26 protein-coding genes are annotated in these 26,013 nt (G+C 69.9%); 7 read left to right on the plus strand and 19 right to left on the minus strand.

The genetic code is table 11. The annotated features are described in order from the left end of the window. Positions 1-86 precede the first annotated feature (86 nt). Together QQX04_RS04390 and QQX04_RS04395 are read left to right on the plus strand one after the other, a co-directional pair. Entirely contained in the window at positions 87-788 is a 702-nt protein-coding gene (locus QQX04_RS04390; RefSeq protein WP_301126621.1) for an aspartate/glutamate racemase family protein, read from the plus strand. An 84-nt stretch (positions 789-872) separates the two neighbouring features. After that, the gene (locus QQX04_RS04395) at positions 873-3,281 is read left to right on the plus strand and encodes a phosphotransferase (RefSeq protein ID WP_301126622.1); all 2,409 of its coding nucleotides are present in this window, start codon (positions 873-875) and stop codon (positions 3,279-3,281) included. Positions 3,282-3,365: 84 nt separating this feature from the next. On the opposite strand, the gene QQX04_RS04400 is transcribed toward QQX04_RS04395, so the two are convergent. Beyond that, on the minus strand, positions 3,366-4,343 hold the full coding sequence (locus QQX04_RS04400; protein ID WP_301126624.1) for a GNAT family N-acetyltransferase: 978 nt from the start codon (positions 4,341-4,343) through the stop codon (positions 3,366-3,368). A gap of 104 nt (positions 4,344-4,447) precedes the next feature. On the opposite strand from QQX04_RS04400, the gene QQX04_RS04405 reads away from it, so the two are divergent. Next, entirely contained in the window at positions 4,448-5,476 is a 1,029-nt protein-coding gene (locus tag QQX04_RS04405; RefSeq protein WP_301126625.1) for an LLM class flavin-dependent oxidoreductase, read from the plus strand. A 221-nt stretch (positions 5,477-5,697) separates the two neighbouring features. On the opposite strand, the gene QQX04_RS14640 is transcribed toward QQX04_RS04405, so the two are convergent. The 5 genes from QQX04_RS14640 to QQX04_RS04430 all read right to left on the minus strand — a co-directional run bounded on the left by QQX04_RS14640 (position 5,698) and on the right by QQX04_RS04430 (position 8,521). Continuing rightward, positions 5,698-6,492: an ASCH domain-containing protein gene (locus QQX04_RS14640; protein ID WP_367312933.1), complete on the minus strand. Its 795-nt coding sequence runs from the start codon at positions 6,490-6,492 to the stop codon at positions 5,698-5,700. A gap of 72 nt (positions 6,493-6,564) precedes the next feature. Continuing rightward, on the minus strand, positions 6,565-7,269 hold the full coding sequence (gene purQ, locus QQX04_RS04415; protein ID WP_301126627.1) for a phosphoribosylformylglycinamidine synthase subunit PurQ: 705 nt from the start codon (positions 7,267-7,269) through the stop codon (positions 6,565-6,567). A gap of 2 nt (positions 7,270-7,271) precedes the next feature. Then, a complete protein-coding gene (gene purS, locus QQX04_RS04420; protein ID WP_084125284.1) occupies positions 7,272-7,523 on the minus strand; it encodes a phosphoribosylformylglycinamidine synthase subunit PurS in 252 nt (83 codons plus the stop codon). A gap of 10 nt (positions 7,524-7,533) precedes the next feature. Next, on the minus strand, positions 7,534-8,010 hold the full coding sequence (locus QQX04_RS04425; protein ID WP_301126630.1) for a septum formation family protein: 477 nt from the start codon (positions 8,008-8,010) through the stop codon (positions 7,534-7,536). Between the two features lie 70 nt (positions 8,011-8,080). After that, positions 8,081-8,521: a septum formation family protein gene (locus QQX04_RS04430; RefSeq protein ID WP_301126632.1), complete on the minus strand. Its 441-nt coding sequence runs from the start codon at positions 8,519-8,521 to the stop codon at positions 8,081-8,083. Positions 8,522-8,710: 189 nt separating this feature from the next. Between QQX04_RS04430 and QQX04_RS04435 the strand changes: the two genes are divergently transcribed. After that, on the plus strand, positions 8,711-9,418 hold the full coding sequence (locus tag QQX04_RS04435) for a trimeric intracellular cation channel family protein (protein ID WP_301126634.1): 708 nt from the start codon (positions 8,711-8,713) through the stop codon (positions 9,416-9,418). A gap of 39 nt (positions 9,419-9,457) precedes the next feature. Here QQX04_RS04435 and QQX04_RS04440 read toward each other — a convergent pair whose 3' ends face one another. From QQX04_RS04440 to QQX04_RS04490, 11 genes are all read right to left on the minus strand, one after another. Then, on the minus strand, positions 9,458-9,913 hold the full coding sequence (locus QQX04_RS04440; protein ID WP_301126636.1) for a hypothetical protein: 456 nt from the start codon (positions 9,911-9,913) through the stop codon (positions 9,458-9,460). 72 nt (positions 9,914-9,985) lie between these two features. Beyond that, positions 9,986-10,882: a phosphoribosylaminoimidazolesuccinocarboxamide synthase gene (locus QQX04_RS04445; RefSeq protein WP_301126638.1), complete on the minus strand. Its 897-nt coding sequence runs from the start codon at positions 10,880-10,882 to the stop codon at positions 9,986-9,988. After that, on the minus strand, positions 10,882-12,159 hold the full coding sequence (gene purD, locus QQX04_RS04450; RefSeq protein ID WP_301126640.1) for a phosphoribosylamine--glycine ligase: 1,278 nt from the start codon (positions 12,157-12,159) through the stop codon (positions 10,882-10,884). The genes QQX04_RS04445 and purD overlap by 1 nt, the downstream gene beginning before the upstream one ends. A 52-nt stretch (positions 12,160-12,211) precedes the next feature. Next, on the minus strand, positions 12,212-12,922 hold the full coding sequence (locus tag QQX04_RS04455; RefSeq protein ID WP_301126642.1) for a GntR family transcriptional regulator: 711 nt from the start codon (positions 12,920-12,922) through the stop codon (positions 12,212-12,214). A 9-nt stretch (positions 12,923-12,931) separates the two neighbouring features. Further along, entirely contained in the window at positions 12,932-13,675 is a 744-nt protein-coding gene (locus QQX04_RS04460; RefSeq protein ID WP_301126643.1) for an aspartate/glutamate racemase family protein, read from the minus strand. Between the two features lies 1 nt (position 13,676). Then, positions 13,677-14,570, minus strand: a complete 894-nt coding sequence (locus QQX04_RS04465; protein ID WP_301126645.1) for an ABC transporter substrate-binding protein — start codon at positions 14,568-14,570, stop codon at positions 13,677-13,679. Positions 14,571-14,603: 33 nt separating this feature from the next. Continuing rightward, complete coding sequence (locus tag QQX04_RS04470; RefSeq protein WP_301126647.1) at positions 14,604-15,725, minus strand: ABC transporter ATP-binding protein; 1,122 nt, start codon at positions 15,723-15,725, stop codon at positions 14,604-14,606. Positions 15,726-15,727: 2 nt separating this feature from the next. Further along, a complete protein-coding gene (locus QQX04_RS04475) occupies positions 15,728-16,567 on the minus strand; it encodes a carbohydrate ABC transporter permease (RefSeq protein WP_301126649.1) in 840 nt (279 codons plus the stop codon). Beyond that, positions 16,564-17,499, minus strand: coding sequence for a carbohydrate ABC transporter permease (locus QQX04_RS04480; protein ID WP_301126650.1), 936 nt, complete (start codon positions 17,497-17,499; stop codon positions 16,564-16,566). The genes QQX04_RS04475 and QQX04_RS04480 overlap by 4 nt, the downstream gene beginning before the upstream one ends. Positions 17,500-17,501: 2 nt before the next feature. Then, a complete protein-coding gene (locus tag QQX04_RS04485; RefSeq protein ID WP_301126652.1) occupies positions 17,502-18,764 on the minus strand; it encodes an ABC transporter substrate-binding protein in 1,263 nt (420 codons plus the stop codon). Between the two features lie 332 nt (positions 18,765-19,096). Next, positions 19,097-19,255, minus strand: a complete 159-nt coding sequence (locus tag QQX04_RS04490) for a hypothetical protein (protein WP_301126654.1) — start codon at positions 19,253-19,255, stop codon at positions 19,097-19,099. A 280-nt stretch (positions 19,256-19,535) separates the two neighbouring features. Between QQX04_RS04490 and QQX04_RS04495 the strand changes: the two genes are divergently transcribed. From QQX04_RS04495 to QQX04_RS04505, 3 genes are read left to right on the plus strand one after another with little or no spacing between them, the layout of a single operon-like run. After that, positions 19,536-20,231, plus strand: a complete 696-nt coding sequence (locus QQX04_RS04495; protein ID WP_301126656.1) for a TetR/AcrR family transcriptional regulator — start codon at positions 19,536-19,538, stop codon at positions 20,229-20,231. A gap of 12 nt (positions 20,232-20,243) precedes the next feature. After that, the gene (locus tag QQX04_RS04500) at positions 20,244-20,969 is read left to right on the plus strand and encodes an ABC transporter ATP-binding protein (protein WP_301126658.1); all 726 of its coding nucleotides are present in this window, start codon (positions 20,244-20,246) and stop codon (positions 20,967-20,969) included. A gap of 5 nt (positions 20,970-20,974) precedes the next feature. After that, on the plus strand, positions 20,975-23,296 hold the full coding sequence (locus tag QQX04_RS04505) for an FtsX-like permease family protein (protein WP_301126660.1): 2,322 nt from the start codon (positions 20,975-20,977) through the stop codon (positions 23,294-23,296). A gap of 206 nt (positions 23,297-23,502) precedes the next feature. Here the strand turns inward: QQX04_RS04505 and QQX04_RS04510 are convergent, their stop codons facing one another. After that, positions 23,503-24,798 carry an adenylosuccinate synthase gene (locus QQX04_RS04510; protein WP_301126951.1) on the minus strand — a complete coding sequence of 432 codons (1,296 nt, stop codon included), beginning with the start codon at positions 24,796-24,798 and terminating at the stop codon, positions 23,503-23,505. Between the two features lie 183 nt (positions 24,799-24,981). Beyond that, on the minus strand, positions 24,982-26,001 hold the full coding sequence (gene fbaA / locus QQX04_RS04515) for a class II fructose-bisphosphate aldolase (RefSeq protein WP_301126661.1): 1,020 nt from the start codon (positions 25,999-26,001) through the stop codon (positions 24,982-24,984). Between the last annotated feature and the right edge of the window lie 12 nt (positions 26,002-26,013).

The following is a 26,013-nucleotide window of genomic DNA, read 5'->3' on the forward strand; positions in this document are numbered from 1 at the left end:
GGCTGAACCCAGCCGCTGAGGCGCGATTCTCAACAGTGCGAGAGTCATCCTCGCCGCCGCGACCCCCAGGGGCCTAGGCTCTGACCATGCGCACCTCACCCCGACGGCTCGGCCTCCTCGGCGGAATCACCTGGCACTCCACGCTCGTCTACGAACGATTGCTCCACGAAGGCGTCGCTGACGCCATCCCCGGCCGCACCGCAGACCTGGTGCTGCGCCACTACGACTTCGGAGACGTCGGCCAGTCCCAGCACACCGGCGACTGGGTGGGCCTCGCACGCACCTTCGCCCAAGACGCGAGGTGGCTCGTCGAGGGAGGCGCCGAGGCGATCCTCATCTGCGCCAACACCATGCACGTCGCCGCCGCCTCGGTGCAGGCCGCGGTGGACGTCCCCGTGATCCACATGATCGACGAGACCGCCAAGGCCATCAAGGCGCAGGCACTCGACACCGTCGCACTGCTCGGCACCGGCTTCACCATGCGCATGCCGTTCTATCGCGAGCGCATGGCTGCGAACGGCGTGACCGTCCTGGTCCCCGAGGAGCCGCAGCTCGAAGAGGTCCACCAGCTCATCTACACCAAGCTCACCCACGGCATCGTCGAGGACGAGGGGCGCACGCTCATCAAGGACGCCACGACGCGGCTGCTCGAGCGCGGCGCCCAGGGCGTCATCGCCGGCTGCACCGAGATCCCCATGGTGCTCACGGCCGACGACGTCGACGTCCCCTACTTCGACTCGCTCGAGATCCACGCGAAGGCCGCCCTGGAGTTCTGCCTCTCCGACTGAGAGGATTCACTACACACGACAAGGGCATCGACCCTGGAAGATGCGGCTTGCGCCGCCACAGACCCTGGCTGAGGAGGGTGCACGGTGACACTCCCCTCGCGCGTGCCCCCGGAACGGCACGATGTGCCCGCATGGGCCGTGCGGGACCAGATCGCCGCCACCCACCTGCGCTTCGACGCGATCGACCGCGACACCACCTCGCATGCGACGATGCTGCGCCGCCTCGGACTCCACCGCGTGATCTGGGACCGCTTCAGCGAGGACCCCGGCGCTCGCGTCAGCGCGCTCGAGGCGCTGCGCCGCGAAGGGGTCACCCTCGACGGCGTCTGGGTCTCCCACCCTCTGCCCGACATCGGCGAGCCGGGCTACGAGGAGCGCTTCGGCGTCGTCCCCCACCACCTGCGCGCGCTCATGGACACCGTCACCCGACGTGGGATGTCCCCCGACCTCTGGGTGCCGCTCTCGTTCGCTCCCCCAGGAGCTCCAGCACCGCTCCCCGCACGCACCCACCGCGTCGAGGTCGAGCGCGCCGCAGACCACCTCGTCGGACTCGCCAGGCTCGCCCACGGGCACGGCCTGTGCCTCGTCCTCGTCAACCACGGCGGATGGGCAGGCGAGCCGCAGACGATGCTCGACATCGTCGCCGCACTCGAACGCCGCGGGCTCAAGAACGTCGGCATCGGACTCCAGCTCCAGCACGCCCAGCACCACACCGCAGACCTGGACCAGGTGATCGAGGAGCTCGGCGACTCGCTCGTCGCCATCGTCCTGTCCGGCATGGACGCGGGCGCAGAGCTCTCCGGACGCCTCATGCTCCCCTTCGGCGCAGGCAGCCGCGACAGGTGGGTCACCCACGCGCTCGTCGACTCCGGCTGGAACGGGCGCGTCGTCGTCCACGCCGCCGGCCACGACGACGCCGAGGCACGTCTCGCGGACAGCCTCGAAGGCCTCGAATGGGCGGTGGGAAGGCTCGCCGGCGCGCGCACGCCTCGCCCCGCACCCAGGATCGTCGAGCCGACATGGCCACCCGGCTGGGCGTGGCGACCCGATTCCGCGAGCCGAGCCGCAGGACACGCGCGACCGCCGAAGGCCCCGCTGCCCACCCCCTACGGACAGCCCGAACCGCGGCGCGACACCCCGCGCGTCGACTCCGCGCTCGCCTACCTGCAGGGGTCGCGAGGCGAGAAGCCCACGCCCACCCCCACGCCGACCCCCAGGGCGACGCCGGAGCCAGCCCCTACGTCGGCCGCGGCGCCGCAGGCGACTCCCACCGCTGCCCCCACGCCGACGCCTCCCGCCCCCGCACCAGCGCTCACACCTGCCTCCGGAGCTGCCGCGAAGCGCCGTCCCGAGCCGCTCACCGAGCAGATCCCGACAGCGTCTGCGCCGGCACCGGCTGCAAGACCGGCGCCGGCGCCGGCGCACACACCCGCAGCCGCCCCGGCCCCTGAGCCCGCTGCACTGCAGCGCCGGGCCCCGGCATCCCACACCTCCGCGCCTGCGCACCCCGCACCAGCCCGTCCCGAGCACGTGCGCCCCGGGCCCGATCGGCCTACGCCAGCGCGCCCCCTGCCGGTGCGGCCGGGCCTCGACGCCGCGCGCGCGTTCCTGCCACGCCGGCATCGTGCGAGCCTGCTCACATCCGCCCCTCTGCCCAGCGACACGCCCTCGAGAGCCCCAGCCGCCACGAAGCCCGCCACCTCGCCCATCGCTACGGCGACCGAGAGGTCCTCGTCCACACCGCCGGACGCTGCCGATGAGATCCGCCGCTCCCAGATCAGCGACCATGCCCCCGACCCGTACTCAGGGGCGCTGCACGCGCTGCTCACCCACCTGGAGAGCGTCGGGTTCACGGGCGCGCCACGGTCATTCGGCTGGGACGACCAGGGCAGGCATCTCGTGGAGTTCGTGCCGGGCACTCGCGTCGACGACCCCCGCGCACCGGCCGCCGCTCTCGACGCGGCCCGCATCGGCAGGTTCGTGCGGGACATGCACGACGCCCTCGCCAGCTTCCGACCGCCCGTCGGCGCGCGCTGGTTCGAGGGGATCCCGTCGCCAGGCCACGACCTGATCGTGCACCAGGACCTGTCGCCGTCGAACATCGTGGTCAAGGAGGACGGCTCGCTCGCCGCGATCGACTGGGATGCCGCCGCGCCAGGCACCAGGCTGTGGGATCTTGCCCAGGTCGCCCACTCCTTCGCACCGCTCTACAGCGCCGACTCGGACCTTCGCGGCAGCATCTCCCGCCTGCGCGGGATCGCCGACGGCTACGGACTCGACGAGGCCGACCGCGAAGCGCTCGTGCCGCTCCTCGCGCAGCGTTCGGCGAGGATGTACGACTACCTCGAAGCGATGCTCCGCACGGGGCAGTCGCCGTGGGTCGAGCTGTGGGAGCGTGGGATCGGCACCGTCTGGCGCCGCGATGCCGCATGGATCCACGCGCACGAGCAGGACTGGCATCGCGCGCTGCTGGATCGCGTGCCAGCCGTCTGACCTCTCGCGCCCCCGTCGGTCGAGCGATGCCTTGACGCACCCGCGTCGCCGAGCCGAGTCCCGCGAGCGGGCCCGATGTCGCGGCTACCAGCCGATCTCTGCGAGCAGCTCCTCGGCCGTCTCGCGGGCGCTCCGGCCCGCGTTCTCCACCACGACGTCGTCGAGCGCCAGCCCGTCGAGGGAGTCGTCGAGCTCGATGGTGCGGGCGTGCGCCCAGTCGCGCCACCTGCCCTCGGGCTCGCGGGCGTCGATGCGTGCGCGGCGCTCCTCGAGCGGAGCCGTCACCCGGGCGACGACCACCTCGGGTGCCCCCACGTCGTCCCCGAACGCCTTCGCCCAGCGCGCACGGTCGTCAGCGTCCTCGACCACGCGCGCCACCACGACGCACCCGTAGCCGCGGTGCCGGTACAGAGGCGCGATCCTGTCGATGGCAGCGAACATGAGGCCCTGGTGGTACGGGTCGGACGGGTCATCCGGCACCGTCTGGCACAGCGCGTCGGCGTCGAGGAAGGCGGCGCGGGCGCCACGGTCCTCGAGCGCATCCAGGACACCCGAGGCCACGGCGGTCTTGCCCGCGCCGATCGTGCCGTTGACGATCAGCACCCGGGTGGGGATGGCGCGGCCATAGCAGAACGTCCCCTCCTCGTCCTTCCACTCGCCGTAGTTCGTGATGCGGTCGTAGCCGATCCGCTCGTACAGCGCGAGCGCCTCGGGCTGCTGGTCGCCCGTCTCGAGCACGATGCGGGTGGCGCCCGCCCGACGCGCATGGGACTCAGCGACGCCCATGATCGCGCGGGAGTGCCCATGCCCCCGATGCTCGGGCTTCACGTAGAGGCGCTTCAGCTCCACGGCGCCCGCCTCGTGGTACGGCGACCATCGCAGGACTGCGCTCGCGACGGGCTCGTCGTCCGAGTAGCCGACGAGGGACACGATGAGGGTGGGGAACGTCGTCTCGAGCACCAGGTCGGGCTCTCCGTAGCGCTCGGCGAGCTCGCGCTGCTGGTCGGTCCAGAGTGCGAGGGCGTCGGCGTCATCAGGCGCGACCTCGCGGATGGTGATCATGGTTCCAAACTATCCGTCGCGGGGCGGACGGACAGGAATGTGGGAGAGCGCCGCGCCGTTCCTCTCCCGGACGTTTCATGACTGTGCATGCATCTGGAGGTGCGATGAGGAACATCGGATTCCTGTCCTTCGGCTGGTGGTCCGCCGCGCCCGGCTCACGGGTGCGCACCGCCAAGGAGCTGATGGACGACACGATCCGCCTGGCCGAGGCGGCCGAGGACGCCGGCATGGACGGCGCGTGGATCCGCATCCACCACTACGAGCAGAACACGTCGTCGCCGTTCCCCCTCCTTGCTGCCATGGGTGCGCGCACGTCCAAGGTCGAGCTCGGCACCGGCGTGATCAACATGCGCTACGAGAACCCCCTCTACATGGCAGAGGCCGCCGGCACCGCAGATCTGATCTCCGGAGGCAGGCTCCAGCTGGGCGTCTCACGCGGCTCACCCGAGCCCGCGGCCGACGGCCCCGGCACCTTCGGCTACCCGCTCCCGGTGGGGAAGACGCCCGCCGAGGACGCCGCCGAGCGCATCGCGCAGTTCCGCGAGGCGATCTCGGGCGCGCAGATCGCCGCGCCGGGCGCGCATGCCCACGTGCGCGCAGGTGAGAGGCTCCCGATCACCCCTCAGAGCCCTGGCCTGAGCGAGCGCATCTGGTACGGCGCGGGAGGAAACGAGTCCGCCCGCCGCGTGGGCGAGCTGGGCATGCACCTCATGTCCTCCACGCTCGTGGCGGAGGCGACGGGCGAGCCGCTCGGCACGGTGCAGCAGCGTCAGATCCAGGTGTTCCGCGACGCATGGCGCGACGCCGGCCACGCGGGCGAGCCGCGCGTCTCCATCTCGCGCTCGATCATGCCGATCGTGGACGACGCGACGCAGATGTACTTCGGCCCGCACCTCAAGCGCGACCGCATGGGCGCCAACCGTGACCAGATCGGAGAGCTCGACAACGCTGTCTCCACGTTCGGCAAGACCTACGTGGGCGACCTGGACAAGCTCGAGAAGGAGCTGCGGGAGGACGAGGCGGTGATGTCAGCCGACACCCTGCTGGTCACGATCCCCAACCAGCTGGGCGCCGACTTCAACCGCATCACGTTCGGCGCGCTCGCCGAGCTGAGGGACCGCCTGAGCAGCTAGCGGCAGGACATGGGGGCGGGGCCGGCTCGCCCGCACCTCCGCGCCCAAGCCCACTCGAGCCGGCGCCTCCGCGCCCGAGCCGTCTCGCGCGCGCCCGGGCTGCCCCGCACCCGACAGTTCGCACCACTCGCGCGGCGACACGCCGCGCGGCAGCACCGTTCGGGCCGGCTCAGCGGGGTGTCGCGGCTCGGATTGGTTCAAAGTGTCCGGAGACGGGTCGTTCAGGGGCGGTCGGCGGTCTCCGAGTAGACGACCTTGAACCGCTCGCACACCACGGGCATGTCGGGCGCGAAGCCCCGCTCGGAGAACTCCTCCCAGAACGACTGGTGCACGGCGCGCCAGTGCGCGAGCGACCGGTCGCCCTCACCCTCGGACTCGGCGTGCACCTCGTCGACCTGATCGAACGGGACGACGCTGACCTGCGTCGTCTGGATGACCGCCTGGGGTGCGCCGTCGGCGTCGACGATGATGTTGACCTCGCCCTCCTGCGGCAGGGGGTCGTCGTCCTCCTCGAAGTCCCACAGCGATGACGACGTGCCGGTCTTGGTTCCTGCGAGCACGAGCTCGAGCAGGCCTGCGGCGTGCGCGCGGGTGCCTCCGAAGGCCCAGGCTGCGGGCACCTCGGCGGGCATCCCGGTCAGCTCGGCGCGGGCGCGCTCCCAGAACGTCGCAAGCGCCGCGTCGTCGGCGTCGGCGGGCTCGTCCTCCCACGTCGCGCTGTCCCCGGCCACGTCCTCGCCGTAGTGCAGCACCTCGGGCACGGACTCGTAGAACGGGCGGAGCAGCGCCTTCCACTCCTCGAAGTCGGTCGAGTCGCCGAAGCCGTACTCCTCGCCCTCGCCCGCATCCCACTTCACCGTGAGCAGGTAGGTGGAGGGGGCCTCGACCCCACGCCTGCACGTGTGCGTGGCGTAGCCAGGCTGGCGCGCCAGCAGCGGTTCGGCGGCACGGAAGGCCCGCTCGAACGAGGACTCGAAGCCTGCCCTGACCGGGAGCACGACGGATTCGACGATCATGGTTCCTCCAGGAACGATCGGGAGCGGGTCGGCGGCAGCCCGGCTCGGCCCACCGAGGCGGACCGACCTCGGCTACGCGTGCGCCAGAAGACCCTTGATGGCAGAGGTGAAGAACGCGAGGCCGTCGGTGCCCGCACGCCCGGACTCCACGGAGTCGGGGCCGAAGCCAGGCTCGACCGCATGCTCGGGGTGCGGCATGAGGCCGACGACGTTGCCACGCTCGTTGGTGATGCCCGCGATGTCACGGCGCGAGCCGTTCGGGTTCCAGCCCACATATCGGAAGGCGACGCGCCCCTCACCCTCGAGCTGGTCGAGCGTGTAGTCGTCGGCGACGTACTGGCCGTCCTGGTTCTTGAGCGGGATGACGATCTGCTCGCCCTCGCGGTACTCGGAGGTCCAGTTCGTCTCGGCGTTCTCCACGCGGAGCGTCTGGTCGCGGCAGATGAAGTGCAGGTGGTCGTTCTTGATCATCGAGCCGGGCAGCAGATGCACCTCGGTGAGCAGTTGGAAGCCGTTGCAGATGCCCAGGACCGGCATGCCGCCGTTCGCGGCGTCCACGACCTTGTCCATGATGGGCGCGAAGCGCGCGATGGCGCCGGCACGCAGGTAGTCGCCATAGGAGAAGCCGCCGGGCAGCACCACGGCGTCGACGTCCTCGAGGCTCTCGGAGCCGTGCCACAGCGGGACGGCCTCGGCACCGGCGAGGCGCACGGCGCGGGCGGCGTCGCGGTCGTCGAGCGTGCCGGGGAACGTGACGACGCCGATGCGGGCGGTCATGCTCAGACTTCCTCGACGGCCACGGACACGACGTCCTCGATGACCGGGTTGCTCAGCAGCGTCTCGGCGGCCTTGCGGGCGGCGGCGAGCACCTCCTCGGTCACCTCTCCCTCGACGGTCAGCTCGAAGCGCTTGCCCTGGCGGACCTGCGCGAAGCCCTCGATCCCGATACGGGGGAGGGCGGAGGAGACGGCCTTGCCCTGCGGGTCAAGGATCTCGGGCTTGGGCATCACGTCGACGACGATGGTGGGCATGGCGCCAAGTCTACAAGCCGGAGCCCGCTGCTGAGCCTGTGCTCCGGGTCTCCGCGACGAGCACGCACGCGAGCATGCGATCGCCCTGGTTCCACGTGGAAGCGGTGGGGTAGACGATCGAGTAGTACAGGGTGGAGTCGCCGTATGGCGTGCCGACGTACCCTTCGAACTCGGCATAGCAGAGCTCGTCCGCCTCAGCGATGAGAGCGTCCTCGTCGAAGCCGTCGAGCCTGCTCTCGCTGACCGCGTACACCTCGCCGTCGTGCTCTTGCGCACAGTCCACCTGGGGCAGCGCGCTCGTGCCTTCGCCGCCGACCGTGCCGTCGTCCGACGCGACCGCGGCACCGAAGTCGACGCACTCTCCCACGGTGAGCTCGCGGAGAGGCGTGTCCGGCTCCTCGGCGCCGCTGCACGCCGTGAGCAGGAGCGCGATGGCCGCAAGACCGAGGAGCGGACCGCGGCTCAGCTGCGAGCCCCGCGTCCTCATCCCCCGGTCCCGGTGCACACGGCCGACGCTACCAAGGCGTCGGCCGCGGCGGTCCGGGCCGGGCACGGGATCAGATCCCTGAGTCCTTGAGCGAGCCGGTCTGGCCGTCGACGATCAGCAGGCATGCGATCTGACGGTCCCCGTCATCCCAGGTCTGGCTCGACGGGTAGACGAAGGAGTAGTAGAGCTCGGAGTCCTCCCAGGCAAGGCCGACGTAGCCCTCGAAGGCCTCGTAGCAGGCGAGGTCCGCCTCCTGCTCGATCGCGTCGATGTCGAACTCCGGCTCGGCGCTCTCGACGACCGCGTAGACCTCGGCGTCGTGCGGCTCACCGCAGTCCACGACGGGGAAGTGCCCCACCTCTCCCTCGGTCTCCGCCACCTCGCCCGAGGTGTCGAGGCACTGTCCGACCTCGAACTCCTGCAGCGTGAAGCTGTCGATCACCGAGCATCCCGAGAGGACGGCGGCGAACGCCGCGACGGTGATGGTGCTGATGACGGCGCGTGCGCGCATGAGGCCCCCCGAGGACGTAGGTCGCGCGCCGGTCGCGCGCAGAGGATGAACGTAGCAGTGTTCGACACTCGGGCGCGAGAACCTGTGGACCGGTGGGCGCTGCGGGGCGATCGGCCGCGCGGGCGCACCACCGCGTCGGCGTGAGGCACACCGCCGAGTACGCTGGATCGCCGCCCGAACGGAGAGACCATGATCGACCTTGTCACCGCCGTCGACACCGACGCGATCCTCGCCAGCGCGCTCGTCACGCTCCGCGTGGTGCTCGAGTATGTGGGCACCGTCGCGTTCGCGATCTCGGGCGCTGTCGCGGCCAGCCGACGCCGGATGGACCTGGTGGGCGCCGTCGTCCTGGCGAGCCTGGTGGCCGTGGGCGGAGGCACGCTGCGCGACCTGCTGCTCCAGCAGCCGGTCTTCTGGATCGAGAATCCGACGCTCGTGGTGGTCGCGATCGGCGTCGCCCTCGCGATCGCGCCCTTCGCGCGGCGACGAGACCTGGGCGCCTTCGCGCGCCACCGGATCGTCGAGCTGTCCGACGCGGTGGGCCTGGCGATCTTCGTCGTGATCGGTACGGGGATAGCGCTCGACCTGGGCGCCAACCCCGTGGCCGCGATGATCGTGGGAGTGGCCAACGGCGTCGGAGGAGGAATCCTGCGCGACCTGTTCTCCGCCCAGGTGCCCGAGGTGTTCTGGAACGGCCAGCTGTACGCGACGGCGGCGCTCGGGGGCGCGGTCGTCTACTGGGCGCTGTGGGCATGGGGCCTCGCACCCGAGCTGGTGTTCTGGGTCCCGCTCGTGGTGATCCTCGCGCTGCGCGTGTTGTCGCTCACGCGCGGGTGGGGTGTCCCGTCGGTCGCGGTGGTGCAGAAGCGCGAGCTGCAGACCGAGAGCCACGCCTAGACCGAGGCGACCTCCGGCCCACCTACCGCTACGCCACGCTCAGCAGATCCACGCGTAGGTGATCTCGTCCCGCGTCAGCCAGGTGAAGAGGTCGCCAGAGTCCGACTCCCAGTACGCGAGTGCGCCTTCGTACGTCACGAGCGTCCCCACGTCGTCCCCCAGCCCTGGCGCGACGACCGCAGGAAGGTAGGCGGCTGAGACCACTGCGACGTCCGAGCCGGCAGAGGCGGAGGCGTCCGCCCACCCCGGGATGGGGTCGTCCGGGAACTCGTCGAGATTCGCGGGCGTGAACGGGTACAGGGGCCCGCCCTCCCACTGAAGGATCTCGTTGCCGCACGCCGGGTAGTAGAGCACTCCGGCCTCGACCCGAAGCACCTCGCCTGGAGCGCCGTGATCGCTGTGCTCGTCGTAGGTCACCTCGCTTGACCCCAGGCCGCAACCCGCAAGCGCCAGGCTCGCCATCACGGCCGCAGGCCACACACGAAGAACCCTCATGCAATGACGACGCACTGCTCCCCCTCGAACGTTGGTGACCACCCCTGACAGGAAGGTACCGCCGCGGGCGCGTCAGTGCTTGGCGAGCCTGTCGAACGCCTCGACGTAGCGCTGACGGGTGCGCTCCACCACCTCGGCGGGCAGGGCGGGCGGCGGCGCGTCGGACTTCTTGTCCCACTCCGACTCGGCCGACGTGAGCCAGTCGCGGACGAACTGCTTGTCGAAGCTGGGCTGCGCGTGGCCGGGCTCCCAGTCGGCGGCGGGCCAGAAGCGGGACGAGTCGGGGGTGAGCACCTCGTCGGCGAGCAGGATCTGCCCGTCGGCGGTGCGGCCGAACTCGAACTTCGTGTCGGCGAGGATGATGCCCTTCTCGGCGGCGATCTCGTGCGCGCGCGAGTAGACGGCCAGCGTGAGGTCGCGCAGCGCCTCGGCGTCCTCGCGTCCGATCTGATCGACGATCACCTCGAAGCTGACGTTCTCGTCGTGCTCGCCCACCTCGGCCTTGGTGGCGGGGGTGAAGATCGGCTCGGGCAGACGCGAGCCGTCGACCAGCCCATCGGGCAGCGGGATGCCGCAGACCGTGCCGGACTCCTGGTACTCGGCCAGGCCGGAGCCGGTGAGGTAGCCGCGGGCCACGCACTCGACGGGGAACATGTCGAGCCGCTTGCAGACCATCGCGCGCCCCTCGACCTCGGCCGGCACGGGCGCCTCGACGGTGTGGTTGGGCACGATGTCCGCCACCTGGTCGAACCACCACAGGCTCAGACCCGTGAGGATGCCGCCCTTGCCGGGGATCTCCGTGGGGAGGACCCAGTCGTAGGCGCTGATGCGATCGCTCGCCACGACCAGGACGACGTCGCCCCGCGGATGAGGTTCGACGGGCTCATACAGATCGCGGATCTTCCCGGAGTAGACGTGCCGCCAGCCCGGCAGCTCGGGGGCGGTGGGCGGGACGACGTGTCCGGGCATCAGCCCTCCAGGAGGTTCTCGCCGGCGGCGGCGCGCGCGGCGATGTCGGAACGGTGGTGCGAGCCGGGCAGGTCGATGTGCGCGAGGCCCTCGTACGCCTTGGCACGGGCCTCGTTCAGGTCCGCGCCCTCGCCGACGACGGACAGGACGCGACCGCCCGAGGCGACCAGGTGGTCGTCGGTGTCCTTGGCAGTGCCGGCATGAAGCACATGGACACCGTCGACGCGCTCGGCCTGAGCGATACCGGTGATGCGGTCGCCCTTGCGCGGATCGGCAGGGTAGCCGTGGGCGGCGAGGACGACCGTGACGGCGGCCCCGTCCTTCCACTCGAGCGGAGGCAGGTCAGCGAGCCGGCCCTCGGCAGCGGCCATCAGCACGCCTCCGAGCGGGGTCGCGAGCTGGGCGAGCACCACCTGCGTCTCGGGGTCACCGAAGCGGGCGTTGAACTCGACGACGCGCACGCCCTTCGACGTGAGGGCCAGGCCGCAGTAGAGGATGCCGACGAACGGGGTGCCGCGGCGGGCCATCTCGTCGACCGTGGGCTGCGCGACCGTGCGGACCACCTCGTCGACCAGGTCTGCCGGGGCCCAGGGAAGCGGCGTGTAGGCGCCCATGCCACCCGTGTTGGGTCCGGCGTCGGCGTCGTAGGCACGCTTGAAGTCCTGCGCGGGCTGCAGAGGGACGACGCTCGTCCCGTCGCAGACGACGAACAGCGACACCTCGGGGCCGTCGAGGAACTCCTCGACCACCACCTGGCCGCCCGCGTCGACGATCGCCGTGCCGTGGGCCAACGCCTCTGCGCGATCCGAGGTGACGACGACGCCCTTGCCGGCAGCGAGACCGTCGTCCTTCACCACGTGCGGCGCACCGAACTCGTCGAGCGCGGCGGCCACCTCGTCGGCCGTGGTGCACACGCGAGGCGCTGCCGTCGGGACGTCGGCGGCCGCCATGATCTCCTTGGCGAAGGCCTTGGAGCCCTCGAGCATCGCGGCGTCACCGCTGGGCCCGAACACCGGGATGCCTTCGGCACGCACCGCGTCGGCCACACCCGCGACCAGAGGCGCCTCAGGGCCGACGACCACAAGGTCGGCGTGCACGAGAGCGGCGAGCGAGGCGACGGACATACCGTCGTTCGGGTCGATCGAATGCAGGGTCGCGAGCTCGCCGATGCCCGGGTTGCCCGGGGCGGCATGAAGCTGCGTGACGGACGGGTCAAGGTGGAGCGCACGGGCCAGCGCGTGCTCACGCGCCCCGTTGCCGACGAGAAGGACGATCACGGTCGCGAGTCTACCGACGGCTCTCCCACCATCGCCGCCGGAGAGCCGAGGCTCAGAGGTCCAGCACGGCCAGAGTGGGCGTGCGCCCCTTCTCGATGTGCGCATGCGCGATCGACCTGGCAAGCGCCTCATTGCCCGACGCGATCGCATCGATCAGCTCATGATGCTCCGCGCACGCCTTCACGGGGTCCCGCTCGGACGTGAGGTAGAACAGCCAGGTCATGCGCTGGGCGATCTGACTCATGAGGCTGCTCATCAGCTCGTTCCCCGTCATCGCCACGATCTCCGTGTGCAGGCGCGCGCTGGCCTCCGCGACGTCGAGCATGCGGCCCTCATCCGTCGCCTTCTGCTCCTCGTCGACGATGCGACGCAGGGGTGCGACGGCATCCGAGCCCGAGAGGCGGCGCGCAGCGAGGCCGGTCGCCGCCACCTCGATGCCGAGCCTCACGTCGAAGAGCTCGTCGACGCGGTCTGCGGTCCACCGCGTCACGACGGCGCTCCGCCGAGGCTGCTGGTCGATGAACCCGTCGCGGGTCAGAGTGTGGAACGACTCCCGCAGCGGCACGCGCGACACATGGAACGCCTCGCTCAGACGCGTCTCGTTGAGGCGCATGCCCTGCGGGTACTCGCCAGTGATGACGTTCTCGCGGATGCGCCCATAGATCCAGTCACGCAGGGCGCCGTGAGGGACGTCACCGCCGTCCGGTGACGACGCCGAGGGAGGGGCCGCAGCGATCACACTGGCGTCGCGAGAATCTTCCACGTCGAGCAACTATACGACCCCTGTCGCCGCAGCCTCGGGGAAGGGTGACCACCCGATCCACTTCTTACGAGGGTCGATCGGCGCGAACGGGCCACGCTTGCTGGTCCGCTTGCCGAGCTTCACGAGAGCCTCGGCGACCGCGACTGCCGAGGCGACCCCGTCGAGCACGGGCACGCCGAGGCGAGCCTCGAGGTCGCGGTCCAAGCCCGCATAGCCTGCGCATCCGAGCACCACGGAATCGGCGCCCGCCTCGATCAGCGGCGCCGCCGCTTCAGCGAGCGCCTCGACCGCTGCCGGGGAGTCGGCGTGGATCGACAGGACAGGGGTCTCCGTCGCCGAGATGGCGCTGCATCGGCTCAACGCACCCGCCGTGTGGAGGCTCTCGCGGATGCCCGGGATGGTCGAGCTCATGGTCGTGACGACTGCGAACCGATCGGACACGAGCGCCGCCAGGTAGGCCGACGCCTCGGTCACATCGACCACGGGGACCTCGACGAGCTGACGGACGCCTTCCCTGCCGTGCTCGCCGTAGCCGGCCATGACGACAGCATCGAACGCGGTCTCACGGGACACCGCGTCGATCACCGCGGCCGCGGTCATGAAGCTCTCCAGGAAGCCCTCGGCCGACGAGGGACCCCAGGCAGGCTGGATGGTCCGGATCTCGGTGCCCGCCGATGCGGCCGCGCGGGCTCCCGAGTCGATCGCATCGGTGACGTCGTCCGAGGTGTTGCAGTTGACGACGAGGATGCGCATCTCAGTCGACCCGCGCGAAGTCGACGGCGATGTCGCGAAGCGAGACCGGAGAGTCGAGCAGGCCGCCACGCACCACGCCGTTCTGCCAACGCATGTAGGTGTCCTCGCGCAGGCGCGTGCCCGTCCACATGCGCAGCGCGCGCATCCGCTCGATCGACGCGATCAGGTGGCTCTCGGACACGCCGGGGTACCACTTCATGACCTGCGGGACGAACTCGGCGGCGGGCGTCCCGTTCATGAAGGCCATCGCCTCCTCGAGCGCCGTGTTGAACCGCGCGATCGCGTCGCCCTTCGCGGCGACCGTCTCAGGCGTCGTGTAGTAGACGCTCCACGGGATGTCGCCACCGTCCTCCAGGAGGTCGAGCACCACCGTGTGGCCCTTGCTCTCCCAGGTCTTCGCCTCGACGATCCCGACCTGCAGCGCGTCACCGAAGCCGCCGTGGTAGAGCTCACCCATCATGGCGTCGGTCAGGTCGTGCGAGATCCGCGCGCGCGCAGGATCGATGTCGTTCTCGCGCAGCCACATGTCCAGGTAGATCCCGCCGCTGGCACCGCCGCGGCCGGGCACCATGATCGCCTTGCCGTCGATCTGCTCGAGCCACGGCCCGGTGGGCTCGTCGCGCGAGATGAGCGCGAACGCAGCGCGGTGGCACATCTGGCCGGTGACGACCATCTCCCGCCCGTGCCCGCGGTACATCGCAGGCACCCAGACTCCGCCGAGCGCGAGGTCGTGCTCGCCGGACGCGATCCCGGTGACCACGTCCTCCCAGTCGTGCGGGACGATGGTCTCCACCTCGACGTCGTGGTTCTCGAAGTGACCGAACTCGCGCGCGACGAACTCGGGCATGTAGCCGGAGGCTCGGCCGGTCGCGGTGACGCGGATGACATCAGTCATGAGTGAAGGTGTTCCTTTCAGTGGGACCGTGGCTCAGCCGACGGTCGAGGTCTGGGGGACGCGCACGCCGGTGGCGGCGTCGAAGAGCGAGACGTGCGCGGGATCGAGCTGCAGCACGCAGGCCTCTCCCATCACGCGTCGCTGGGTGTGCGAGGCACGGACGAGGATGCGGGACTCATCGCCCTCCTGACCCTGCGGCTGGCACGCGATGATCGCCTCGGCGCCGGTGCGCTCGACGACCTCCACGGTCACCGGCAGGCCCGGTGCGCCCTCGTCGGCGAGCATCAGATGCTCGGGACGGACTCCCACGATCGCGCCGGAGGCTGCGATCCCAGGCTCGAACGCCGTCGGGTGCGCGGCGACGATGTCGGGCGAGATGAGGTTCATCGCGGGCGAGCCGACGAAGGTCGCGACGAAGGTGTTCGCGGGGTTGTCGTAGACCTCGTCAGGCGTGCCGATCTGCTGGATGCGCCCGTGGTCCATCACGATGATCCGCGTGGCCATCGTCATCGCCTCGATCTGGTCGTGGGTGACGTAGACGAACGTCTTGCCCACCTTCTGATGCAAGGCGGTGATGTCCACGCGCATCTGGGTGCGCAGCTTCGCGTCGAGGTTCGACAGGGGCTCGTCGAGCAGGTACAGCGAGGGGTCGCGGACGAGCGAGCGCGCGAGCGCGACCCTCTGACGCTGACCGCCTGAGAGCGCGCCCGGACGGCGGTCCAGATACGGCACGAGGCTGAGCTGCTCGGCGATGCGATCCACCTCGCCCGCGATCTCCGGGCGGTGCATGAGCCGCGAGCGGATGATCGATCCGAGGATCGGGAGATGCTGCCACGGCTTCATCCGGTCCATGACGAGCGGGAACGCGATGTTCTGACGCACGGTCATCTGCGGGTAGAGCGCGTACGACTGGAAGACGAAGGCGATGTCGCGCTTGCGCACGTCCCACTCGTTCACCGTCTCGCCGTCGAAGAGCAGCTCGCCGGAGGTGATCTCCGTGAGGCCCGCGATCATGCGCAGCAGGGTGGACTTGCCGCAGCCGGACGGGCCGAGCAGGACGAGGAACTCGCCGCTGTCGACGCTCGCGTCGAACGGCTCGAGCACCTGGGTGTCGCCATACGACTTGGCGACGGAGCTGAACTGGAGCTGAGGCACGATCAACCTTTCACTGCGCCGGCGGTGAGGCCGGAGACGATGTGGCGCTGGACGAGGAGGAAGAACACGACGGCGGGCGCCGCGAAGAGGGTCGCGACGGTCATGATCGCGGGCATCGACGAGCTGGGCTGCTCCGCGAGGACCGACAGACCGACGGACGCGGGCCACATCTCGCGACCGGTCACGAACGTCGCGGCGTACATGAACTCGCCCCAGCCTGCGAAGAAGGCGAGCACCGCGGCCGCCGCGATCGAGGGGAGCACGAGCGGCAGCAGCACTGCGGTGAGGGTGCCGAGCGGTGGGCTGTTGTCGACCCGCGCGGCCTCCTCGAGCTCGTACGGGATGCCGTCCATGCCGACCTTGATGATGAAGGTCGACACTGGCAGGGCGAAGGCGGCGTTCACCAGCACGAGCCCCCACAGATTGTTCACGAGCCCGAGCCCGAGGAACAGCGCATAGATGGGGATGAGGAACACGGCCTGCGGCACCATCTGGGTGGAGAACAGCAGGAAGGACACGAGTCCTCGCCCGTGGAAGCGGTAGCGGCTGAGCGCGTAGGCGCAGAGCGTGGCGAGCAGGATCGTCAGCACCGTGGTGCCGATCGCGATGATCGCCGAGTTGCTCAGCATCGAGACGACGGGGACGCCGTCGAGGTCGTCGGCGAGCTCCTCCCAGTTGCCCAGCTGAGGCAGGAGCGGCTGCGGCTCCGTGTACAGGACGCGCTGGCTGCTGAGCGCGGTGTTCAGCATCCAGTAGATCGGGAAGCCGACGACTGCGGTGAGGACGATCGCGACGAGGATCGTCCAGGGCGAGCGCTTGCGGCGCGGCGAGTGGGCGCTCATCGGCCGTTCCTCTTCTCTGCTCGGCGTTCGACCATGAGGTAGGCGAGCGCGAAGATGACGGCGAGCGTGATGCCGATCATCGCGTAGGCGGCTCCCATCCCGACCTCCTGGTACTGGAACGCCTGACGCTGGATGGCGACCACGATCGTGCTGGTGGACATCACGGGTCCTCCTCCGGTCATGACGGCGATGATGTCCCAGCGGCGCAGGCTCTCGATCACGAGGAGGATCCCGAGCAGGCGGAACGTGGGAAGGATGTGGGGCCACACCACCCAGGTGAAGGTGGCGACGGCCGACGCGCCGTCGACCCGGGACGCCTCTGCGACCTCGTCGGGGACGGACTTCAGCGCGGACAGGGTGACGAGCATGACGAGGGGCGCGAACTGCCACGCGGTCACGAGGATCACCGAGACCATCGCCCACGGCTCGGAGGTCAGCCATGCGACGGGCTCGCCTCCGGCGCCCTCGATGATGCGGTTGAAGATGCCGCGCGACTCGCTGAACATCCACAGCCAGATCGAGGCTGCGGCGACCGGCGGGATGGCCCAGGGCGAGGCGAGCACTCCCTTGACGAAGCCGTGGCCTCGGAAGCGGGTGTTCACGACGAGGGCGGCGAGCGTGCCCATCACGAGCGCCAGGCCGGTGGACCCCAGCGTGTAGGCGAGGGTGTTGGCGAGCACCTGGGGCAGCGCGGTGCCGGCCATGAGTGCTTCGAAGTTCTCCAGCCCGACGAACGAGCCACCACCGGGATTGGTGAGGCGCGCGTCGGTCAGGCTGATCCAGATCTGCTGGAGGAGCGGCCAGAACACCATGAAGGCGAGCAGCACCATGGGTGCGATCAGCAGTGCTGCGGGAGTGGCGACTCCCCGGAGGGCCCGGGTGAGCCGGAGCCTAGGGCTCCGGCTCACCCGGGGGTTGGCTGTGGCTGTCATGATCAGCCGAGTGCCTCAGCTTCCGCCTGCACCGTCGCGAGAGCCTCCTCCGACGTGACGTCGGAGCTGAGCACGAGCTGCAGGTTCTCGAGCATCGTCTGCATGATCTGGCTCGTCTGCATCTCGTGGCCGGGGATCAGGCGACCGGTGGTGGTCTGTCCGATCTCGAGGAAGCCCTCGGCCCAGGGGTACTGCGCCGCGTACTCGTCGGAGATCGGCACGTCGGTGGCGAGCGGGTCGGCGCCGCTGGCTCCGCGGACGCTCAGCTGACCCTCCTCGCTCACGAGCCAGGACACGAAGTCGAGGGCCGCGTCGAGGTTCTCGCTGTTCTGGTTCACGACCACGTAGAGCTGCTCGTGGTAGCCGGGGTTCGGCATCGGGTTGGGGGCCACGCCGATGTCGGCGGGGTCGACCACGCCCTCGAGCGAGGAGATGAGCGCGCCACCTGCGTGGTCGGACATCATCGCGACCTGGCCCTGCGCGAACATCATGCGCATGGTGTCGAAGTCGTCGGAGGCGAAGATCCCGGCGTCCTGCATCTGCTTGATCGCCTCGAAGCCCGCAACGTTCTCCGGGGAGTCGATGGTCAGCTCGCCGTCCTCGGTCGCCCAGGCGCCGCCCGCACCGTAGGTCCAGGTGTCGATGCCCTGGGTCCAGATGCCGTGGCCCGCGAGCGGGGTCTGGTCGCCGAAGCCGATGGCGTCGGTGTTCGCCTCGATGGTCTCGACCGCGGCGATGAGCTCGTCGACGCTGGTCGGCACCTCGACGCCCGCCTCCTCGAGGATGGCGGCGTTGTACATGAAGCCGAACGGCGCACGCTGCCATGCGACTCCGAGGCGCTCGCCGTCGATGACGCCGCCCTCGTTCGTGGCGTTCAGTTCCGCGCCCTCGACCGCGGAGTCGAGCGGTGCGAGGAAGCCCGCGTCCACGAAGTTCAGGAAGACCGTGTCCTGCACGAACATCACGTCGGGTCCGGCGCCCGAGCCGAGCTCGGTGGTGAGGCGCGTCTCGATCTCCGAGTTGGGGATCTCGACCCGCTCAACGGTGCCGCGACCGGTCTCCTCGTAGGCAGCGACCGAGTCCCACAGCGCGTCGCCGCGTGCGGCGTCCAGCCACTGAGAGTTGGCGAGCGTGACGGGAGCGGCAGTCTCGCCCTCGCCGTCGTCGGTCGCGCCTTCGCTTGAGGTGCAGGCCGCCAATGCGACTGCCAGACCGACCGCAGCCGTTCCGGCAGCTGCGCGCTGCAGGGGGTTCCGAGTTGCCATGTCCACTCCCTTGGTGACGCTTTGCGCCATCGATAGGTTCACTTGCGTGTAACAAGATCGGACCTGAGAACGACTTTTCGGCTCTCCGGAGCGATCTTGTATGACAAAAGTAGACTGGTCATGTTTCGTCCATGCAACGCCGAGGTTGCGCTCACGAAACACTTCGAGGCGGCGCCGCGACGCGCAGTGAACCGGTTCGCTTCAACTCGACGCCTACGCGGAGAGCAACCAAGGGGCTGTTCCAGCACAGACGGAGCACGAAGCATCGCCGCATCCGGGGAACGAGGCACGCACCGTACGGCAGAAGCCGCCGCGCGCGCGACACTCAGAGTCTACAGACGGCTCTCCCACCATCGCCGCCTCAAGACAGCGACCACGGTCCACGCGAGCGCGAAGGTGAGCACCCACATGAAGGAGGTGCGGAAGAAGAAGGCCCAGATCGCTCCGACGACCAACCCTTCGAGGAGAGCTCCACGGACGTGTGCGGTCATGGACCCTTCTCTCTCGCGTCGTGCGTCATCCGAATCCGGCCGGCTCATCCTCGCACGGTCCGGGTGCGTCCTGGCATCGCATGAGTGCTGAATCTCCCTGCCCTCTCAGCACTCATGCGATGCCAGCGCGCAGGCGGCGAGCAGTGGTGGCTGCGCGCAGGCGGCGGGCGCGGGAGGCAGCGCGCAGGCGGCGGGCACTTTGGCCCGCCCGCCCCCTCCCCTTCCACGGCCCACCACGGTCCAGTTGCTGACTGAACGTTCGTTCAGTAGATTCGAGAGTATGGCGACCACGAGCGAGCCGGCACCCATCGCGTCCACCGTCCGCGACGAGATCCGCGCGTGCGCCCTCCGCCTCTTCGCCGAGCGCGGCGTGGCCGGCACGAGCGTCCGCGACATCGCCGCGTGCGCCGGCACCTCACCCGCCAACGTGCTTCACCACTACGGCTCCAAGGAGGGCCTCCGAGAGGCGGTGGACGACGAGGTCGCGCACCTCTTCGCGCATGCCGCGAGCACCGCGCCCGACCAGCTCGCCGACATGATGGACCCCGCCACAGGCGGAGGGTCCGGCAGCTTCGCCGAGCTCCTGCTCTCAGCGGTCCCACCCGACTCCCCCGTGCCCGCCTATGTCCGACGCCTGCTGCTCGACGGCGGTGACGCGGGTCGCCGCCTCTTCCGCAGCTGGTTCGACTCGGCGCGCGCACTTCAGGACTCGCTCGTCGCGAGCGGAGTCGCACGGCCCGCCGAGGATCCCGACGCACGCACCGCCTTCCTGCTCGTCAACGACCTCGCGATGATCCTGTTGCGCGAGCACGTGGCCGACGCGATCGGCACCGACCCGCTCACCACCGAGGGTGCGGCGCGCTGGACCGCGGACGCGCTCGACGTCTACCACCACGGCGCCTTCAGGACGCCTCCCGACGGCTCCCCCACCGCCGGCTCCACAGGTCCCCGCACGCGGGGCCACGCAGCCACCTGAGAAGGAGCACGCATGACCGCCGAGACAACCACCGACCGCGGCGTCCGAGTCGCCGGACTCACCAAGGTCTTCGGCGAGGGAGACAGCGCCGTCCACGCCCTCAAGGGGATCGACCTGGAGATCAGCTCCGGCGAGATGATCGTCGTCCTGGGTCCCTCAGGCTCCGGGAAGACGACGCTGTGCAACATCATCGGAGGCATCGAGACGTCCACGGACGGCAAGGTCGAGGTCGCGGGAGTCGACATCAGCGACGTCGCACCGGCGAGGCTCTCCGACTTCCGGCGGGACCACGTGGGCTTCATCTTCCAGTTCTTCAACCTGATCCCCACGCTCACCGCCCGCGAGAACGTCGAGGTCATCATCGAGATGACCGGGCGCGGAGACAAGACCCAGGTGCCGAAGGTGCTCGAGGCTGTGGGCCTCGGCGACCGCATGGACAGCTTCCCGTCCCAGCTCTCGGGAGGCCAGCAGCAGAGGGTCGCTGTTGCGCGCGCCCTCGCGACCGACCCGGACATCCTGTTCGCCGACGAGCCGACCGGAGCGCTCGACCTTCCCACCGGGCAGCAGATCCTCGGCCTGCTCCAGGATCTGCACAGGCAGGGCCGCACCATCATCGCCGTCACGCACAACGCGTCCGTCGCACAGATCGCCGACCGGGTCATCACGCTGGTCGACGGTCGGATCGACTCGATCCAGGTCAACGACAGCCCGGCCGACGCCGCCGACGTCACCTGGTGATCGCCATGCAGGCGCGCACCAAGAAGACCTTCCGGGACCTGTGGCGGCAGCGCACCCAGGTCATCGCCGTGGGCATCACGATCGCGCTCGGAGTGATGCTCTACATCACCGCCGCAGGAGCGTTCCAGAACCTCACCGCGTCCTACGATGCGACCTACGACCGCCTCGGGTTCGCCGACCTCATCGCCACGGGGGGCGACCCGGAACAGGTCGCGCAGGCCGCGCTCGACGCCGGAGCCGCGGAGGCGATCGCACGCACCCAGGTCGATCCTCCGATGCTGCTCGAGGACACCAAGCTGCTCGGACGCGTCGTCGGGCTCCCGAGCGACGGCCGCGCGCCCGTCGACGACGTCGACGTGGTCGAGGGCGACTACCTGGACCCGAGCGCGCCGGACTCGATCCTGCTTGAGAGCCATGCCGCGGGAACGTTCGACCTCGGGCCGGGGGACAGCCTCGAGATCTACACGGCGACGGGGTGGCACGCGGTCACCGTGGCGGGCGTCGCCGATTCCGCCGAGTACCTCTGGCCCGCGCGCAGCAGACAGGACGTGCTGTCCGACCCTCACTCCTTCGCCGTGGTGTTCGCCGACGAGGCCACGGTGCAGGAATGGTTCGCGACCGGGCCGACGCAGACGCTCGCCTTGCTGGGCGAGGGGGCCGACGAGGAGACGGTGACCGCCGCGATGAAGGACGCGGGCGCGTCGGCCGTCACCACGCAGGACCAGCAGCCGTCCCAGGCGACCCTCAACGAGGACCTCCAGGGGTTCGACCAGATGTCCGTCGCATTCCCCGCGCTGTTCCTCATCGCCGCGGGCGTTGCCGCGTGGGTCCTGCTGACACGACGCATCATCCAGGAGCGCCCCGTCATCGGCACGATGATGGCCGCTGGCGCGCGGCGAGGCAGGATCCTCCGTCACTACCTCGCGCAGGGCGCCCTGATCGGACTCGTCGGATCCGTCGTGGGCGCGATCCTGGGGGCGCCGCTCAACAGCCTCGCGACGTCGGCGTACACGGGGGTGCTCGGCGTCCCCGACACGGTGGTCCGGAACTACCCGTGGATGATCGCCGTCGGCATCGCCTTCGGGGTCCTCGTCGGCGCCCTCGGAGCGCTCGGGCCAGCGGTGGTCGCCTCCCGCACGGCGCCCGCGCAGGCCATGAGACCCATCGCCGACGCGTCGCCACCCGGGGCGTGGAGCAGGCTCGTCGCACGCATGACCGGCGTTCCCGTCGGGCTGCGGATGGCGCTGCGCGATCTTGCGCGCTCCACGCGACGCACCTTCGCCACCATGCTCGGCACCGTCCTGGCGCTCGTCCTCGTGCTCGCCTCCGTCGGCATGATGTCGTCGATCCTCGAGGCGATCCGCATCCAGTTCGACGAGGTCGAGCTCGCCGACGCGACCGTCACCGTTCAGGACGCCTCCGGCGCGGCGGGCGCGATCGAGGCGATGGAAGGCGTTGCCGCCTTCGAGGACGTCGTCGCGGGGGAGGCGACGATCCTCGCGAACGAGGAGAGCTACGAGACGGCGCTCACCGGCTACGAGCCTGGCACCGCGATGCACGGCTTCCGCGGCGTCGACGGAGAGACGCTCTCCGTACCGGCCGACGGGATCCTCGTGGGCCACGCGCTCCAGGATCTCCTGAGCGTCGACGTCGGCGATGCCGTCACGGTCTCGACCGCGGCTGGCGACTCCCAGACCACGATCGCTGGGTTCGTCGACGAGCCGATGGGCACATCCGCCTATGCGTCGCTCGACACCGCCTCGGCGATGCTGCCGCCGACCGGCGTGACGTCCCACTCGCTGCTGTTCACCGAGGATGCGGACCGCGACGCGATGCGCCAGGCCATCACCGACGTCGACGGCGTGGTCGCCTATCAGGACTCGCGCGCGATCCTCTCGATCGTCCAGCAGTACCTGGGGCTGTTCTACGTGTTCATCGGCGCGATGATCCTCCTGGGTGCGGTCCTCGCGCTCGCGGTGATGTACGTGACCATGGCCGTGAACGTCGTCGAGCGCACCGGGGAGCTCGCGACGCTGCGCGCCGCTGGCGTGCCGCTGCGTCGAGTCGCCGGCGCGATCGCGACGGAGAACATGCTGGCCACGCTCCTGGGCGTGCCGATCGGGCTGCTGCTCGGGGTGTGGGCGGCGCAGGCGTTCATGGACACCTTCAACGACGACCTGTTCTCGCTGACCGTCCGATGGTCGTGGTGGGCGCTGCCCGCCGCCGCTCTCGGCGTGCTGCTCGCCGCACTTGCGTCGCAGTGGCCCGCCTCCCGGCAGATCGCGCGAGTCGACATCGCAAGGGTCGTGAGGGAGCGCGCCTCCTGACGCGCCCATGAGGGGCACACCCCTGGCGGGCACCCTCCCGCGCCCCCTTCCGCGCTCCGACACCCCTCAAGAATGCGGCGCGCGAGCCTGGCACCCGCCAGGGGCCCCTCAGCACACGGCGATCACCGAGGTGTCACCGCGAGTCATGCCACTCAGAACGGTAGACCCGGAGCGATCGCTCCGCAAGAGGCTGGAGACGCCCTCGACTAGAGGCGCGTGTGGATCAGGTCGTGGCGCGCGATGATCTCGTCGCGGGCCGGGCCCACGCCGATCGCCGAGATGCGGCAGCCGGAGATCTTCTCGAGCGCGAGCACGTAGTCGCGCGCGTTGCTCGGCAGGTCCTCGAACGTGCGCGCCTTGGAGATGTCCTCGGTCCAGCCGGGGAACGTCTCGAAGATCGGCGTCGCCTTCGCGAAGAGCGCCTGGTCCTGCGGCAGCTCGTCGTAGCGGACGCCGTCCACCTCGTACGCGACGCAGACCGGGATCTCCTCGATGCCGGTGAGGACGTCGAGCTTGGTGAGCACCAGGTCGGTGAGGCCGTTGATGCGTGCCGCGTAGCGGCAGATCACCGCGTCGTACCAGCCGCAGCGGCGCGGACGTCCGGTGGTGGTGCCGAACTCGTATCCGACATCGCGCAGACGGTCGCCCCACTTGTCCAGCAGCTCGGTGGGGAACGGACCCTCGCCCACACGGGTGGTGTACGCCTTCACGATGCCGATGACCGAGTCGATCGCGGTGGGGCCGACGCCGGAGCCGGTGCACGCGCCGCCTGCGGTCGCGTTGGAGGACGTGACGAACGGGTACGTGCCGTGGTCCACGTCGAGCATGGTCGCCTGGCCGCCCTCGAAGAGGACGTTCTTGCCGGCGGCGAGCGCCTGGTTGAGCACCAGGCCGGTGTCCGCCACCATCGGTGCGATCTCGTCGCGGTAGCCGAGAAGCTCGTCCGCCACCTCGTCGACAGTGATCGCGCGACGGTTGTACACCTTGACGAGCATGTGGTTCTTGGGGTCGAGAGCGCCCTCGATCTTGTCGCGCAGCAGGCCCTCGTCGAAAAGGTCGCCCACGCGGATGCCGAGCCGGTTGACCTTGTCCGCGTACGCGGGGCCGATGCCGCGGCCGGTCGTGCCGATCTTGCGCTTTCCGAGGAAGCGCTCGGTCACGTTGTCGAGCGTGCGCGCATACGGCGTGATGAGGTGCGCCGCGTTGGAGATCAGCAGCTTGGAGGTGTCCACGCCACGCTCCTGCAGCGCGTGCAGCTCGCCGAACAGCACACGGAGATCGACGACGACGCCGTTGCCGATCACGGGCGTCACGCCCGGCGTCAGGATGCCGGAGGGCAGCAGGTGGAGCGCGAACTTCTGGTCGCCGACCACCACCGTGTGACCGGCGTTGTTGCCGCCGTTGAACTTGACGACGTAGTCGACGCGCGAACCGAGCAGGTCGGTCGCCTTTCCCTTGCCCTCGTCGCCCCACTGGGCTCCGACGATCACCACACCAGGCACGGTGCTGCTCCCCTCACCCCGGTGCTTCGCCGGGGGCTTGGTCATGTTCAGGGGCGTGAAGAGCCCCTCAGAAGGTTATCGGCCCTTCGGCCGCGCGACTCAAGCGCGCGCCGACGGGCCCGGACGTGGGTGAGCCCCCGCGGTCGGTGACCGCGGGGGCTCGACGCCACAGATCCGCGGTACTTAGATCTTCTTGCCGGCCGAGCCGAGCTGCTGGCAGGCCTCGACCACGCGGGCCGCCATGCCGGCCTCGGCGAGCTTGCCCCAGGCGCGGGGGTCGTAGGTCTTCTTGTTGCCCCACTCGCCGTCGACCTTGAGGACGCCGTCGTAGTTCTTCATCATGTGGTCGACGACCGGACGCGTGTACGCGTACTGGGTGTCGGTGTCGATGTTCATCTTGATGACGCCGTGCGAGACCGCGGTGGCGATCTCCTCAGCGGTCGAGCCGGAGCCGCCGTGGAAGACGAGGTCGAACGGCTTGTCCTTGCCGAACTTCTCGGCAGCGGCCGACTGGATGTCGCCGAGGATCTCCGGGCGCAGCTTGACGGCACCGGGCTTGTAGGCGCCGTGCACGTTGCCGAACGTCATGGCCGTCAGGTAGCGGCCCTTCTCGCCCAGGCCCAGCTTCTCGATGGTCTTGATGCCGTCCTCGGGGGTCGAGTACAGCTTGTCGTTGACCTCGGCCGAGTGGCCGTCCTCCTCGCCACCGACGACGCCGATCTCGATCTCGAGGATCGTGTCAGCGGCCTGCGACATCTCGAGGAGCTCCTCGGCGATCAGCAGGTTCTCGTCCATCGGCACGGACGAGCCGTCCCACATGTGCGAGTTGAAGATCGGACCCTTGCCGGAGGCGATGGACTCGGCCTCGAGCTTCAGGAGCGGCTTCAGCCACTCGTCGAGGTAGACCTTGTGGCAGTGGTCGGTGTGGAGCGCGATGGTGACGCCGTACTTCTCGGCGACGACGCGGGCGTAGGCCGCGAGCGCGAGCGAGCCGACGACCGCGTCCTTGATGGTCGAGCCGGAGGCGTACTGACCGCCACCGACGGAGACCTGGATGATGCCGTCGGACTCGGCCTCGGCGAAGCCCTGGATAGCGGCGGTGACGGAGGACGACGAGGTGATGTTGATCGCGGGGAACGCGTAGCCGCCGGCCTTGGCGGCATCAAGCATCGCGGCGTACGACTCGGTAGTGGCGATTGCCATGGGTTGCTCCTG

It is taken from the genome of Demequina zhanjiangensis (assembly GCF_030418315.1).
Lineage (GTDB): Bacteria > Actinomycetota > Actinomycetes > Actinomycetales > Demequinaceae > Demequina > Demequina zhanjiangensis.